Below are 14850 nucleotides of genomic sequence, written 5' to 3' on the forward strand. Positions count from 1 at the left end.
AGACTCGAGATGATTTGCCAGGAAATGCAGGGTGTCGTCGAACATGGCGACGAAGGTTAACAGCGATGGGGAATGTTTACAACGACAAAATAAAAATGCCGTTCAGTCTTAACTGAACGGCATTACTGCTTGCAGCGGGTTTTTTTATTCCTGCGGCTTCTTCGCAGATCGATACGCTATCCGTCTGTAAGTTCCCGTACATTAGTGACTTTTTGGTCAATAATTTTCATTTTGTTACAGTTCTTACCAAATGACGACTGTTCCAAAAGCAACTTCCTGTTATCTTGTTCTTAACGCGATTTACTGTGAATTGCGCAACAGTTGCAACACTTTGGAAGGAAATGACATGAACAAGCTGATTATTGCTCTCATCGCAGGTGTCACCGCCATGGGCGCCGCCCAGGCCCAATCGACCGCCGGCCGTGGCTATGTCGGCGCTGCCGCCGTGAGCGCCAAGAATACGACCGTCGATGCGCACAAGGCCGACGGCAAGCTGTTCGCCGGCTACCAGTTCGACGAGCGCCTCGGCGTCGAAGCGGGCTGGACCAATCACCATAAGACCGACTTCGGCGTGCGCGGCAGCACCGAAGGCTACGGCACCTACGTGGCTGCCAAGTACACGCTGCCAATCAACGAACAGGTCTCGGCCTACGGCAAGGTGGGCCTGTCGCACAACGAGCGCAAGCTGACCAACAACCTGGGACAGCGTTTCAAGGATGACGATACCGGCGGCTACGGCGGCGTGGGCGTCGAGTACAAGCTGAACCAGAACGTGGCATTGCTGGCCGAATACGAGCGCTACGGCAAGAAGAAGGCCTACGGCGCCAAGGCCGATGTGTGGAACGTGGGCCTCAAGTACGGCTTCTGATCGACACACGCCAGCGCCGGTGACGGCCAGGCAAGGAAAAAGCTCCCTGCGCGATTGCGTAGCGGAGCTTTTTTCATGTCCGAGGTAGCGGCTAGGGGAGGGGCGCCTCGTAGAGGCGGATGACAGCCCCGTTTCCATCAATCTGCTTGACGAGCCGGTAACGCCTCCCGAGCTCTTCCAGCACCAGGTTGTCCGGGTCGTAGCGCTTGGCCAGGCGCTCGACCAGCCAGACGCGCCGGCGGCCCTGCACCAGCGTGCGCAGCTGCGCGATGTCCGGCGCCGCGATGCCGGGCGCGCCGGCGTTGCCGACGTAGCGGCGCGCGAGACCGAGCGCAGGGAAAGGGCCCGGCAGGTAGACGAAGCCTGGGGTGCGCCCCGGAGTCGCATAGTAGGTGACCGGCATCTGCACCTCGTTGGGGAAGGCCAGCACCAGGTCGCCCGGCCTGCTTTCGTGCGTGAGCTGGGCCAGCATCTCGCGCCAGTTCTCGGTGTCGGAGCGGTAGAAGGCGTTGACCGACCAGGCCGACAGCAGGAGGATCACGGCAATGGCGGGCGGGCGCCAGCGTGGGCGCAGCGTGTGGATGCCGAGCGCCAGCAGCACCATGCCCAGCGGCGCCAGCCATGCGAACAGGCGCGACAGGAACAGCGGTTTGACGACATAGCTGTAGCCGGCCAGCGCCAGGATCGGCAGGCTCATCACGCATCCCAGCAGCCAGAAATGGGCGCGCGCACGCCGCCACAGCCAGGCGTAGGCGAGGGCCACGAGGGCGGCGACGGGATAGTGCATGATGGGCGAGCCGCTGATGACGCTCCACGCCGCAATCGTGTCGCGCGGCTTGAAGCCGATCCAGTACGCCAGTTTCGCCATGGCCTCGCCCTGTTTTACCAGCATCGGCAGGAACGGCGACCACACCAGCAGCGCACCAAGCCCGGCCAGGCCGACGGCCAGCACCTGCGGTCGCCGCGGCCCCGGCACAGCCAGCAGCAGGGCCGTCGTCATGCCGGTCCAGATTCCGAAGGCGGCAAACACGCCGGTATTGTGCAGCCACAGGGTCACGCCCGCCGACAGGGCCAGCCCGGCGCTCCAGGCCCATAGCCGTCTGCTCCGGCCTAGGGCGGGCATCGGGACCATGCTTGCCGCTGTGGTCGCTGTGGCCGATCCGCGCGCCAGTTCGAGCACCAGCATGCACGAGAAGAACACCGCCAGGGTGCCGCTGAGCGCCTGCAGCGCATAGGGGCGGGCCTGCTGTGCGAACAGGATGCTGTTCGCGTTGACGGCCAGGAACAGTGCGGCGAGCAGGGCGACGCGCTCGGCCGTGGCGCCCAGGCGGGCCAGGCGTGCGCCGGCGGGGAGCGCGAACACCGTCAGCGTGCTGGCCAGTACCGACAGGGTGCGCATCGCCGCTTCGCCGTTGCCGAACAGCGCGGTCCAGCCCTTGAGCAGCGTGTAGTAGAAGGGCGGGTGGGTCTCGTACAGCGGCACGCTGGTCCAGAGCTCGCGCAGCGGCACGGCAGCGAACCATGCGCTGTAGGTTTCGTCGAGCCACAAGGAGCGGCTCTCGAGCGTCGGCAGGCGCAACAGCAGGGCCAGCACCGTCACCAGCGCGCACAGCGGCCAGAAGCCCCGCAGTGGCAACAAGCGCGCTCCGCCTTGCGTTTCGGGCGAGGTTTGGAGCGGCCGGGCCTGGAAGGTCCAGCTTGCGTTGACCAGGAAGGTCGCGCCGAGCAGCATTGCAGTCACGAGCAACTGGGCAAGGCGGTAGTCGAGGCCGAGGCCGTCCACCAGGAGCGTCATTGCGATGCCGTTGAGGGCGGCCGCCAGGACGGCGGTGGCAAAGAAGCGTGCCGCGGTACGCCAGGTAAAGTGGCTCCGTGCGCGGTCGGAGAAGGTCCATGCCGCATTCAGCATGAAATTGATGACGGCCCCGAACAGCGCACCGAGTACCGAGGCCGGGGCCGGAGCCATGAGGCCGAGCGACACCAGCGCCAGCAGCAGGGCATAGTGCGCCACAGTCCCTGCTGCGCCGGCCAGCGCATACCGCAGGAAGGCGACGCGCGTCGCATTCCCGGATCCTGCTTGCATGGCGAGACTGTCACGCATGGGGCGCCGTTCTCTCGTAGCGTTCCCTGACCAGGTAGAGCGGCCGGCCCTTCGACTCGAGGTAGATGCGTCCGACATACTCGCCGAGTACGCCGATACCGATCAGCTGGATGCCGCCGAGCAGCAGGATCGCGGTGGCAAGCGACGCATAACCGGGCACGTCGACACCGTAGAGCAGGGTGCGCACCACGAGATAGGCCGCGCGTACCAGTGCGACGCAGGCCACCGTCACCCCGACATAGGTCCAGACCCGCAGCGGCAGGGTGCTGAAGCTGGTAATGCCTTCCAGCGCGAAATTCCACAGCTTCCAGCCCGAAAATTTCGTCGTGCCGGCGGCGCGCGGTTCGCGCATGTACTCGACCACGGCGGTCTTGTAGCCGACCCAGGCGAACAGGCCCTTCATGAAACGGCAGGATTCCGGCAGCGACTTCAGGTCTTCGCAGACCTTCCGGGTGAAAAGGCGGAAATCGCCGACATTGGCCGGAATCGACACGTCCGACACCTTGTTATGGATGCTGTAGAACCAGCGCGCGGTCCATCGCTTGAGCTTGCCGTCGGACTGGCGGTCGGCACGCCTGGCCAGCACGACCTCATGACCTTCGCGCCACTTCTCGACCATTGTACCGATGAGCTCCGGCGGGTCTTGCAGGTCGGCGTCGAAAGGCACGATCAGGTCGCCTCGCGCTTCGAAAATGGCGGCCGTGAGCGCTGCTTCCTTGCCGAAATTGCGCGTCAGGTCGATCACGCGTACCCGCGGGTCGGCTTGGGCGACTGCGACCAGGCGTTCGAGGGTGCGGTCGCGACTGCCGTCGTTCACGCAGAGGATCTCGAAACGGATACCCGGGATGCGTTCGAGCACAGGAATGACGCGCGAAAAGAAATGTCCGATCATCTCCTCTTCGTTGTAGCAGGGGACGACCAGCGACAGCAAGGCGAGCGACGCCGGCACCGGCTGCGCAAGATGCCGGCATTCCTGTTCGGCGCAACGGAATCGTTCGGCAGGCTGGTTGGGAAACAAGGTTTCTTTTACTGAGCTCATGGCCACTCTTCGACATGCACAGGCATCTCATGCAATCTTCTCAACTTAGCACGCGGCCGGCGGCGCCACGATTGCCACGTGTGGCAGACGCCACGGAATGGTGCTAAAGGAGGAAGTTAGAGGACATACCATGAAAAAAGCTCCCGCCGCGTTACGCGGACGGGAGCTTTTGCTGAAGCGCAGCAGCCGGTCGTGTCAGTAGCGCAGGCCGAGCAGCGCCTGCACCCGTTCGCGGCTCACGCCCACCAGCGCCGACGTGATCGCCAGCAGCGACTGGTAGTCGTGGCTGGCCGCGGTTGCCGCGAAATCGCCGGCGATGGCCGCCAGTTCGGCGTCGGGGATCGCCGGCTGCTCGGTGCGCGCCATGGCTGCGCTCAGGGCTGCACTGGCGGTATCCTGCGAGCGGCGCACGCGGGCCAGGGCCTGCACCACTTCGCGCAGGCTCTGGCGCAGCGCGTCCGGGTTACCGAGATTCCATTCCTCTGGCGCGATGACCGCACGCTCTTCCACCGTGTCGACACGGCCGCGTCCCGAGATCGCCACCGCATCCTTGATGCCGGACCATTGCTCCTCCGGAGCGCTGAACACCAGCTCCTGCTTGCTGTCGAGCGCGACGCGCACCTTTACCGGCGACAGGGTGCGGTCGAGGCGTGCGGCGATCTCTTCCGGCGTCATGCCCGGTTCGATGCTTGCCGCCAGCTGCGGACCGCCGGCGCCGCCGACCGAGAACGCGTAGGTCTGCTGGCCAGCGGCCTGCAGGGTGGCGATGTCGAAGCCGCGGATGCGAAAGCGCGTCCGCGCCGGTTCGTTGTCGAAGTCGAGCTGGGCATCGATCCCGCCACCACCTTGCTTGCGGCGTGCTTCGAGCGCGCCGGCGAGCTGCTGGGAGCGCGCTTCGATCTGGCGTGCCGGGTCGCCGCGGCCCGTGATCCTGGCGCTCAGGTCGGACTTGAGCGCTTCGAGCTGCGAGGCAACCCGTGCGAGGTAGTCGATGGCCTGCTGGGCGCGCGCGACGTCGCCCTGCAGGCGGGTGTCCCACCTGATGCCGCGCTTGAGCGGGGCGGCCGCGGGCGCCACTTGCGTAACGACGCGGCTGTCCGGATCGGCGGGGCGGACGGCAGTGGCGCGCGCCGCCGCGGTGCTGGCACCGGCGGCGGCACTGCTGATACTGCTGATCGATGAAGTGGCCGGATTGGCCGGGCGAAGGGCTGTTTCCATCTTTGATTACAACACCGAGAACAGGGACATCGTGCCGATGCGGCTATAGGCTTTGTACGTGGCTTGCAGGGCGGTCGAATACCCGTTGAGGGAGGTTGCCGCCTCGCCCATGTCGAGCACACCGATGTCGGTGATCGCCATCTTGTTCGACAGGCTCACGTTAGCGTGGTTGGCGTCGAGCGTGGCGATGACGTTCTGGGCGCCGCCGAGCACGGCGATCTTGCTGGTGACCAGGTTCAGGGCGTCGTCGAAGCCGTCGAGGTTGGCGGTCAGGATCGCGCGCACGGCCGGGTCGTTCGGCGATACGCCCGGTTTCTTCAGGGCGTCGGTGGTCTGGTCGAGCTGGTTCAACAGCTTTTCCAGCCCCTTGAGGTTCTCGTTCGCGGCTTGGGTAATACCGTTGCCGACCACCACGTTCTGGGCGTTCGTATTGCCGACGTAGCTGTAGCGCGATCCTGCCGGGGCATCGGCGTCGAACTTGATCGGCGCGGTCGTGGTCAGCGTTCCCGAGAACACGTAGTTGCCTTCCTGGTCGATCGTGTTCGCGCTGTAGAACAGGCTCTCGCGCAGCGATTCGAGCGGGGTGACCATGGCAGCGAGGTCTTCCGGCGCATTCGAACCGTCGAGCGCCCACACCAACTGGTCGCGACCATTGATTATTTCCTTGGACATGTTGCTCAGGTAGCCTTCGGTCTTGTTCAGCCGAATCTGGATCGAGGCAATGTTGTCGCGGTACTGCTGCACCGTGGCTTCCTCGCGCGCCAGACGCGCCAGGCGCACGCTGTCCACCGGATCGTCCGACGGCACCAGGATGCGCTTGTTGGTCGCCATCTGCTGGGTCAGGTGGGTGATGCGCTCCTGGTTGGCCTGGAGCGACTGGTTCATCAGGGATTGGTACTGGCTGGTCGCGATACGCATGGCTTGTCCTTTAGCCCATCATCGCCAGCGTGGCGTCGAAGAGCGCATTGGCGACCGAAATGACTTTCAGGTTCGCCTGATACATGTTCTGGTACTCGACGAGGTTGACGGCTTCCTCGTCCTGGTTGACGCCGCTGGTCGACTGCCAGTCGTCCACCGACTGGGTGCGTACGGTCTGGGTGGTCTTCAGCGCTGCCTTGTTGAGCTGGCTGTCCACGCCGAGCTTGCCGACCAGCTGGGTGTCCGCGTCGCTCAGCAGCACGCTGCCGATCGAGCCGACCGTGATCGGCTGGCTCTTGAGGGCGACCAGCTTTTGCAGGTTGCCGGTGTCGCCCGGGGCGCCGTCGGCAGAGAAGGCCAGGTCGGCGGCGACGAAGCCGCCCGTAACCTTCAGCATGTCCGCGTTACTGCCCGGGTTGAAGTCGAACAGCGGGGTGCCGCCGGAGCCGTCCGGCTTGAAGCCGAGCGCTAGCTGCGCGTTGGTCTTCTCGGCGATCTGGCGTGCGATGTCGGCGATGTCCTGTTGCAGCGGGGTCAGCTTTTCGGCCTCGTACTTGGCCAGGCCGCCGAGTTGGCCGCCGAGCTTGCTGGGGTCAAGCACGTAACTGGTGCCTGCGAAGCTCAGGGAAAATTCCTGCGGCGAGGTCGCGGTTGGGGCCGCCTTGAGCGTGCCGTGCATGCTGCCCAGCACCAACGACTGGCCGGTCTTGAGCGACACGTCGCGGGTACCGTCCGCATTGTCCGACACTTCCAGTCCCATCTTGCTGGCCAGGCTGTCGATCGCCTGGTCTCGGGCATCGATCATGCTTGATGCGCTCAGGCCGCCCGCCTGGGCTTCGCTGATCTGCCGGTTCAGGCGCGCGATGGTGGCGATCTGGGCGTTGGCCGAATCGACGATCGCGCTGCGCTGGTTGCGCACCGACTGCAGCTGGGCGTTGAACACGTTGTTCAGGCCATTGAAGCGCTCGGACATCAGGCTGGCCGAGGTCAGCACCTGCTGGCGTAGCGGGGTCGAGCCCGGGTCGCCCGCGACGGCGTTCAGGGCCCCGAAGAACTGGTCGATGCCGGCCGACAAGCTCGCGGTCTCGTCGCCCATGACGCTCTCGAGCTGGCTCAGGTAGGGTTGGGTCTGCGAGTGCGCGCCCAGTTCCGAGGCCGCGCGCCACATGGCCTGGCTCTTGTAGCCGTCCGAGAAGCGCACCAGGGAGCTGACCTGCACGCCGTTGCCGCTCGAGCGCGGGCTGGAGTCGGGGCCGACGGCGGTCAGCAGCGCGGCCTGGCGGGTATAGCCTTTGGTCTGCAGGTTTGCAATGTTCTGGCTGCTGGCAGACAGCGCCACCTGGGCGGCGAGGGCGCCCGACAGTGCGTTATTGATCATGGCCATGGTGCGGATTCTTCCTGGATCGGGTTGGAGCTCGGGGTCTACCGGAACAAGGCGACCGTTTCCTACAGTTTATTAAGCTTGCTTTTTGTTACTTTTTTGGCTGGGCCGCGGGGACCAGCTGGCGCAGGATGGCGTCTGCGATGCCGAAGGCGCGCCGGCCGGCCATGTTCCCGGCCAGCAGGTCGTCGGCCATGTCCTGCATGTCCTGGTTGACGCGGTTGTTGAAGACGCTGTCCTCGGCGGCCATGGCGCGCGTGGACGAACGCATTTCCTTGAGCATGTGCGAGATGAAGAAGCGCTCGAACTCGACCGCGGCCTTGGTTGCCTTGGCGACGTAGACGGGATCGAGCGCCGGATCGGACGCCGGGTCTGCCTGCCCTGCGGCCGGGGCGACAGGGACATGCGCGTCGGCCTGCAGCGGGAGGGGCTGGTTCTGTTCGATCTTCATCAGATCACCACCAGTTCGCCTTCGATCGCGCCGGCCTGGTCGAGCGCCTGCAGGATCGCCATGATGTCGTCGGGCGAGGCGCCCAGGCTGTTGACCACGTCGATGATGCTCTGCAGCCGCGCGCCGGGCGGCCAGCGGAACATCTGGCCCGAACCCTGGTCCACCGACAGTTTCGATTCCGGCGTGACCGCCGTCTGGCCGCGCGAGAACGGGCCCGGCTGGGACACGCGCGCGCTTTCCGAAATGATCACCTTGAGCGAGCCATGGGTGACGGCAGCGGCCTTCACGCGCAGCCCGTCGGCGATGACGACGGTGCCGGTGCGCGAGTTGAACACGACCTTCGGCACCTCGACGCCGGCTTCCACTGGCAGGTTGTTCAGTTTGGCCATGAAGGCCACGCGCTCGGTCGGGTTGCTGGGTGCGACCACTTCGACGCTGGTGCCGTCGCTGGTGGTGGCGATCGGCCCGTACTGCTTGTTGATGGCGTTGACCACATTGGTCGCGGTCTCGAAGTGCGGCTGGCGCAGGCGCAGCATCACTTGCGGACGGGTGGCGAAGTCGGTGGCGATCTCGCGCTCGATCATGGCGCCGTTCGGGATGCGGCCGGTGGTCGGGGTGTTGACCGTCACCGACGAGCCGCTTTTTCCCGTGGCGTTCAGGCCGCCGACCACCAGGTTGCCCTGCGCCAGCGCGTAGACTTCGTTGTCGGCCGCGCGCAACTGGGTCAGCAGCAGGGTGCCGCCGCGCAGGCTTTTCGCGTCGCCCAGCGAGGAAACCGTGACGTCGATCGCCTGGCCGCGGCGGTAGCCTGGCGGGAACACCGCCGAGACCATGACGGCGGCGACGTTCTTGTTCTTGGCGTCTTCGCCTTCCGGCAAGCGCACGCCGAACTGCTTGAGCATGTTGACGACCGACTGGCTGGCGTACTTGACCTGGGTCGAGTCGCCGCTGCCGTTCAGGCCGACCACCAGGCCGTAGCCGACCAGCGGGTTCTCGCGCACGCCTTCGACGCTGACCAGGTTGCGCAGCGCCTGCGCCGCTTGCGCGGACAGGGGCAGGGCGGCTGCGCCGAGCACGGCGGCGCACAACATGATTCGAAAACCACGGGCAATGCTGGAAATGTGAATCATGTGGTCCTCAGAACGGCATCAGCGGGCTGTTGAAGAAGCGGGTCAGCCAGCCCGGCGCATTCGCGTCGGCCAGGGCGCCCTTGCCCGAGTAGGCGATGCGGGCGTTGGCCACGCGCAGCGACGAGACCTGGTTGTCGTTGTCGATGTCCTGGGCACGCACGAAGCCCTTCAGGCGCACGAATTCCTCGCCCTGGTTCAGCGCCAGGTTCTTCTCGCCGGCCACGCGCAGCAGGCCGTTCGGCAGCACTTCCTGCACGATTACGGTCAGCGCGCCGGACAGGGCGTTCTGCTGGGTGCTGGTGGCGTTGCCTTCGAAGTCGCGTTCGGCCGCGATGTCGATGCCGGTCTTGCCGAAGGTCTTGCCGAGCGCGCCGAGCGGCGCGACCCCGACCGAGGAACCTTTCGAGAAGCTGGTGCCGGCGCGTTTGCTGGCCTGGGTGGTTTCCTGGAGGATGACGGTGACCGCGTCGCCCACGCGGTAGGCACGGCTGTCCGAGGTCAGCGACACGGTGTCACCCGTGAACACGCCGCCCGAGACGCCGCGCGACACGGTGCGCTGCATCGGCACGATGTCGTCGTCGTGTTGGACCTGGCGCGGCGGCGCCGAGGCGCAGCCGGCCAGCAGGGAAGCGAACAGCGCGCACAGCGCCGCGGTACGGTAGCTCATTTAGCGTGCAGCCTGTGCCAGGTACTGGAGCATGTTGTCGGCAGCCGACAGCACCTTGGTGTTCATCTCGTAGGTACGCTGTGCGGCGATCATGTCGACCATTTCCTCGACCACCTGGACGTTCGAGCCTTCCAGCGCGCCCTGCTTGAGCTTGCCGAGGGCGCCGTCGCCCGGACGGCCTTCGTTGGCGGTGCCGGAGGCGGCGGTTTCCTGGAACAGGTTTTCGCCGAGGGCCAGCAGGCCGGCCGGGTTGACGAAGCTGGTGAGCGTGAGCTGGCCCAGTTCGGTCGGGGCGGTGGAGCCGGCGACGGTGGCCGAGACCATGCCGTTCTCGCCGATGGTGATCGCCGTGGCGTTGGCCGGGACGGTGATCTGCGGCACCAGCGGCAGGCCCTGGGCATTGGTCAGGGTGCCGTTGGCATCGACCTGCAGCTGGCCGGCACGGGTGAAGGCCGGCTCGCCGTTCGGGCGGCGCACCTGCAGGAAACCGGCGCCGTTGATGGCGACGTCCAGCGCCTGGCTGGTGGTCTGCATGCTGCCGTTGGTGAAAACCTTCTGGGTGCCGACGATGCGCGTGCCGTTGCCGAGCTGGACGCCGTTGGACACGGTGTTGTCCGCGCTCTGCGCACCGGGCTGGGCGTCGACCTGGTAGAACAGGTCTTCGAACACGACGCGGTCGCGCTTGAAGCCGACGGTGTTGACGTTGGCCAGGTTGTTGGCGATCGCCTGCAGCTTGGCATCCTGTGCCTGCACGCCGGTCTTGCTGATCCACATTGCTGGATTCATGACTATTCCTTAGATTGTGTGGTCGGGGCCGGGTTGACTCAACCCTCAGGCGCCGATCAGGCGGTTGCCCACTTCGTTCATGCTGTCGCTGGCCTTGAACAGCTTCATCTGGATCTCGAAGCTGCGGTTCAGGCTCATCACGGCGACCATCTCTTCCACCGCCGACACGTTGCTGCCCTCGAGGGCGCGGCCGCGCACGGTGACGTTCGGGTCCGCCTCGAGCGGGTCGCCCTGGCGCGAGACGATCAGGCCCGCTTCGTTCTTGGTCAGTTCGGCGCCCTCGGCATTGACCAGGCGCAGCTTGTCGATCGCCTGCATCGTGGTGGCGCCTTCGGTCAGCACGGAAATGGTGCCATCAAGGCCGATCTCGACCGCCTGGTGCGGCGGCAGCACGATCGGGCCGCCTTCGCCCATCAAGGGATGGCCGTGCACCGACAGTGCGCCATTGGCGTCGATGTCGATCGCGCCGGCACGGGTGTAGGCCTCGCCGTCGCCGTACTGGACCGCCAGGTAGCCGGCGCCGTTGATGGCCACGTCGAGCGGGCGGCCGGTCTCGCGCACCGCGCCGGCGCGGGTCGAGATGGTGTCGGCCTGGGTCTGCGACAGGTGCATGCTGTCGTAGCCGTAGCCGGCCTGCATCGCCTGGGTCGCGGCCACTTCGAGGTTGGCGCGAAAGCCGGCGGTCTCGATGTTGGCCAGGTTGTTGGCGTGCACCTGCTGCGCACGCATGGTGCGCTCGGCGCCGCTGACGGCGGTAAAGATCAGCTTATCCATGGTCGTTCCGGATTACAGGGCCTGCAGGAGGGCCTGCATCATCTGGTTCTCGGCGGTGATGACCTTCGAGTTGGCCTGGTAGTTGCGCTGCGAGGTCATCAGGCCGACCAGCTCCGACGTGATGTCCACGTTCGAGCCTTCCAGCGTGCCCTTGGACAGCTTGCCGGCCAGGCCGATGCCCGGGGTGCTGTACAGCGGCGCGCCCGAGCCGGCGGTGGCGGACCAGCTGGTGTCGCTGGTCGGGGTCAGGCTGCCTTCGTCCGGGAAGGTGGCGATCGCCAGGGTGCCGACGACCTGCTGCTGTTCGTTGCTGTACTTGGCCACGACCGAGCCGTTCTCGGCCAGTTCCACGCCCACGAAGGCGCCCGAGGCATAGCCGTCGCTGCGGTTGGTGGTGGTAGTGGCTTCGCCGGCGAACTGGGTGGTGCCGGTGTAGTCGATGGTGAACTGGAGATCTGCCGCGCCGCCGGCCGGGGTCAGGGTCAGGGCGCCGCTCTTGGTCGACGGCGGCAGCTGGCCGTTCGCGTCGAAGGTGAGGGTGGTGGTGTCCGTGACCGGTGCGCCGCCATCGAAGGCGTAGTGCACGGTCACGGTGTTGGCCGGGGTCTCGTTCTTGACGAAGTACTGCGACACGGTGTGCTGGGTGCCGAGCGAGTCGTACAGCACCGATTGCTTGACCATGTTGTAGCTGGCCGGGTCGGCCGGGTCGAAGGTGGTCGTGGTGGGCACCTTCCAGTCGGCCGACAGGTTGCCGACGAAGTTCACGCCGGTGCTCGCCTTGGCCGGGATCTGGCCGGTCGGGATCCGGATGTCGCCCATCACGCCGAGCACGCCGCCGACGGTCGGGCCGTAGCCCTGCACGTTGCGGCCGGCCGCGTCGACCAGGTAGCCCTGGTTGTTGGCCGAGAAGATGCCGACGCGGGTGTACTGCATCACGCCCTGGGCGTCGCGGCTGGTGAAGAAGCCGCGGCCCTGGATGGCGGCGTCGAGATTGCGGCCGGTGGTCTGCAAGCTGCCGTTCTGGCCGATGTTCTGGGTCAGCGAACCGATTTCCACGCCGTTGGCCTGGTCGCCGGCATACACCGACGCGAAGTTGGCGCGGCTGCTCTTGAAGCCGTAGGTGCCGGCGTTGGCGATGTTGTTCGAAACGGCTTCCAGCTGCTGGTTGATGGCCTGGATGCCGGACAATGCGATATTGAAGCTCATGTTGTTCCTTTCAGTTATCCGTGGCGGCCAGGGCATTCGCCTTGCCGTTGAAGCCTGTGACGCTCGATGGTTCGACTTCGCCGATGCCTGCGACCTGCAGCAGGATGCCGCCGGCGCCCGACATGCGCACGCTGTCGAGACGGGCCGTGACTTCGACCGGCGGCCTGGTGCCGTCCGACGCTTCGGCGCTGATGCTGTAGTTGCCCGGCGCCAGGCCGAGCGATATCGGGTCGATCGTGAACGGCTGGCTGCCTGCGCCATGCATGGGCAGGCTGATGCGGGTCTGCTTGCCATCGACGGCGGTCAGGACCAGGCTGGTGGCGCTGCTGACCGCGCCCAGTTGCACGCTGCCGCCGAGCTTGTTACCGTCCAGGCGCACGCGGCTGGTCTGGACCGAGACCTCGCTGCCGACCTGGGCGCCCATCGCCAGCACCTGCAGGCTCTGCAGCACGCTGGCGCTGGCGCTGGTGGTCTGGGCCAGCTGCTGCAGCGCTTCGGTCTGCGACAGTTGCGAGAGCTGGTTGACGAACTGGCTCGGGTCCGACGGCGCCAGCGGATCCTGGTTGCGGATCTGCGCAACCAGGAGCTTGGTGAACATGTCCTTGTTCTCGCTGGTGGCTACGCCGGTGGAGTTCCTGGCAACTGAGTTGTCGCTTGCCGGGGTGCTTGATGCCGGGAAGCCGAAGCCGTTGTTGGCGCTGGTGGTGGTGACCATGGATCAGCTCTCGCCCAGTTTCAGCAGCGACTGCTGCATGTTCTTGATGCGGCCCATGACCTCGACATTGGTCTCGAAGGCACGCGAGGCGGCCATCATGTCGGCCATCTCGGCCACTTCGTTGACGTTGGCGTAGTAGACCATGCCGTCGGCGTCGGCGACCGGATTGTCCGGCTCGTACATCCTGCGCAGCGGCTCGGCCGACTGGACGACGTCGAGCACCTGCACGCGGGCGCCGCCGTTCTCGCCCATGATGGAGGCGAACACCGGCTTGCGTGCCCGGTAGCCTTCGGCTTCCGAGCCGGCCACGGCGTTGGCGTTGGCCAGATTGCTGGCGATCGTGTTCAGGCGCACGGTCTGCGCCGCCATCGCCGAACCGGCGATATTCGAAATGTCCTTGAAACCCATGTGTTAGTCCCGGTTATTGGCCAGCATTACTGCCCATTGATGGCTTTGGCCAGGCCGCGCAGCTTCATGTTGATGAAGGTGAGGCTGGTCTGGAAGTCGGAAGCATTCTGCGAGAACGCAGCCTGCTCGACGCCGATCTCGACGGTATTGCCGTCGGCGCTCGGGTGGTAGGGCACGCGATACAGCGGTCCGTCGCTCGACAGGGTCGGCTCGCCGGCCTCGAGCGCGATCTGTTCCTGCAAAGCCGACGCGAAGTCGATGTCGCGCGCGGTGTAGCCCGGTGTGCTCTCGTTGGCGATATTGGCGGCCAGCACGCGGGTACGTTCGGCGCGCAGCTGCAACGCGTCGGCGTGTACGCCAAGGGCTGCCTTGAAATTGATCGTCATGGGATCCTCTGTCGATGAACTACAGTGTGTTTCTCGGTAAAATGTATTTTTTCCCGACCGCTATTTAACAATGATTGCTTTCCGTAGGGCAACCATCGGCATTCTAACCTGTCTTTTGTGCGCCACAATCGAGGCTGCGCAACCTATTTCCTTACAGATAGAACAAGCCGCCCGTGGACAAATCGACAAGCAACTGCTAAGCAGCGGCCTGTCGGAACCACAAGTCGAGCTCAGCGTGCTCAGCGCCCGCCCGGCTCCTCCCTGCAACGCACCGGTCGAGGTCGATGCCCTCGACACCCGCCAGTACGCACGCATGCGCTTCGTCGCGCGCTGCCCGGATCCACGCGGTTGGCGCCACGACTTCGTGGTGCGCGCGCGCGTCTCGGCCATGGTCGCCGTCACGGCTGCGCCGATCGGACCCAACCAGGTGCTGGGCGACGCCGACGTCACGCTCGAGCGACGCGACGTCACGCTCATCAGTGACGCCATCGGCGTGCCCGAAGACGCCGTCGGCCGCAGCAGCCGGCGCAGCCTGCGCGCCGGCGAAGTGCTGCGGAGCGGCCAGCTGGCCGCGCCCATCCTGGTCAAGCGCGGCGACCAGGTGCTGATGGTGGCGCGCACCGACGGCATCGAGGTGAGCATGGCGGGCGAAGCGCTCGACGCCGGCGCGCAAGGCGCGGTGGTCCGGGTGCGCAACGTCGCGAGCGGGCAGGTGGTGCGCATGCGCGTGGCGGGTGCCGGCACCGTCGAGCCGCTCGACCTGCCGCGCGCCGGCCGCTGAGCAAGCCGCTGGCGCGGTCGC

General features: G+C 65.9%; 16 protein-coding genes. 2 read left to right on the top strand and 14 right to left on the bottom strand.

Features of this window, described 5'->3' with window-relative positions:
• Positions 1–346: 346 nt before the first annotated feature.
• Positions 347–868 carry a porin family protein gene (locus ACFFJK_RS01550; RefSeq protein ID WP_379677325.1) on the top strand — a complete coding sequence of 174 codons (522 nt, stop codon included), beginning with the start codon at positions 347–349 and terminating at the stop codon, positions 866–868.
• Between the two features lie 91 nt (positions 869–959).
• Here the strand turns inward: ACFFJK_RS01550 and ACFFJK_RS01555 are convergent, their stop codons facing one another.
• From ACFFJK_RS01555 to flgB, 14 genes are all read right to left on the bottom strand, one after another.
• Positions 960–2951, bottom strand: coding sequence for a GtrA family protein (locus ACFFJK_RS01555; protein ID WP_379677326.1), 1992 nt, complete (start codon positions 2949–2951; stop codon positions 960–962).
• Positions 2952–2961: 10 nt separating this feature from the next.
• Positions 2962–4008, bottom strand: coding sequence for a glycosyltransferase family 2 protein (locus ACFFJK_RS01560; RefSeq protein ID WP_379677327.1), 1047 nt, complete (start codon positions 4006–4008; stop codon positions 2962–2964).
• Between the two features lie 195 nt (positions 4009–4203).
• Entirely contained in the window at positions 4204–5226 is a 1023-nt protein-coding gene (locus ACFFJK_RS01565; RefSeq protein WP_379677328.1) for a hypothetical protein, read from the bottom strand.
• A gap of 6 nt (positions 5227–5232) precedes the next feature.
• Complete coding sequence (gene flgL / locus ACFFJK_RS01570; RefSeq protein ID WP_379677329.1) at positions 5233–6144, bottom strand: flagellar hook-associated protein FlgL; 912 nt, start codon at positions 6142–6144, stop codon at positions 5233–5235.
• 10 nt (positions 6145–6154) lie between these two features.
• Positions 6155–7528: a flagellar hook-associated protein FlgK gene (gene flgK, locus ACFFJK_RS01575; RefSeq protein WP_379677330.1), complete on the bottom strand. Its 1374-nt coding sequence runs from the start codon at positions 7526–7528 to the stop codon at positions 6155–6157.
• A gap of 88 nt (positions 7529–7616) precedes the next feature.
• Complete coding sequence (locus tag ACFFJK_RS01580; protein ID WP_379677331.1) at positions 7617–7976, bottom strand: rod-binding protein; 360 nt, start codon at positions 7974–7976, stop codon at positions 7617–7619.
• On the bottom strand, positions 7976–9067 hold the full coding sequence (locus ACFFJK_RS01585) for a flagellar basal body P-ring protein FlgI (RefSeq protein ID WP_379677332.1): 1092 nt from the start codon (positions 9065–9067) through the stop codon (positions 7976–7978). Before ACFFJK_RS01585 ends, ACFFJK_RS01580 begins: the two co-directional genes overlap by 1 nt.
• 46 nt (positions 9068–9113) lie before the next feature.
• Positions 9114–9773 carry a flagellar basal body L-ring protein FlgH gene (gene flgH, locus ACFFJK_RS01590; RefSeq protein WP_379677333.1) on the bottom strand — a complete coding sequence of 220 codons (660 nt, stop codon included), beginning with the start codon at positions 9771–9773 and terminating at the stop codon, positions 9114–9116.
• Positions 9774–10559, bottom strand: coding sequence for a flagellar basal-body rod protein FlgG (gene flgG / locus ACFFJK_RS01595; protein WP_379677334.1), 786 nt, complete (start codon positions 10557–10559; stop codon positions 9774–9776).
• Positions 10560–10604: 45 nt separating this feature from the next.
• Positions 10605–11333 (bottom strand): flagellar basal-body rod protein FlgF, encoded by a 729-nt coding sequence (gene flgF / locus ACFFJK_RS01600; protein WP_379677335.1) that lies wholly within the window; start codon positions 11331–11333, stop codon positions 10605–10607.
• A 12-nt stretch (positions 11334–11345) separates the two neighbouring features.
• Positions 11346–12539, bottom strand: a complete 1194-nt coding sequence (locus tag ACFFJK_RS01605) for a flagellar hook protein FlgE (RefSeq protein ID WP_379677336.1) — start codon at positions 12537–12539, stop codon at positions 11346–11348.
• Positions 12540–12549: 10 nt separating this feature from the next.
• Entirely contained in the window at positions 12550–13254 is a 705-nt protein-coding gene (locus ACFFJK_RS01610; RefSeq protein WP_379677337.1) for a flagellar hook capping FlgD N-terminal domain-containing protein, read from the bottom strand.
• 3 nt (positions 13255–13257) lie between these two features.
• Positions 13258–13662: a flagellar basal body rod protein FlgC gene (gene flgC, locus ACFFJK_RS01615; RefSeq protein ID WP_379677338.1), complete on the bottom strand. Its 405-nt coding sequence runs from the start codon at positions 13660–13662 to the stop codon at positions 13258–13260.
• A gap of 26 nt (positions 13663–13688) precedes the next feature.
• Complete coding sequence (gene flgB, locus ACFFJK_RS01620) at positions 13689–14048, bottom strand: flagellar basal body rod protein FlgB (RefSeq protein ID WP_379677340.1); 360 nt, start codon at positions 14046–14048, stop codon at positions 13689–13691.
• A 235-nt stretch (positions 14049–14283) separates the two neighbouring features.
• On the opposite strand from flgB, the gene flgA reads away from it, so the two are divergent.
• The gene (flgA, locus tag ACFFJK_RS01625; protein WP_379677341.1) at positions 14284–14829 is read left to right on the top strand and encodes a flagellar basal body P-ring formation chaperone FlgA; all 546 of its coding nucleotides are present in this window, start codon (positions 14284–14286) and stop codon (positions 14827–14829) included.
• Positions 14830–14850 lie beyond the last annotated feature (21 nt).

This window comes from Massilia consociata (assembly GCF_042432755.1).
GTDB lineage: Bacteria > Pseudomonadota > Gammaproteobacteria > Burkholderiales > Burkholderiaceae_D > Telluria > Telluria consociata.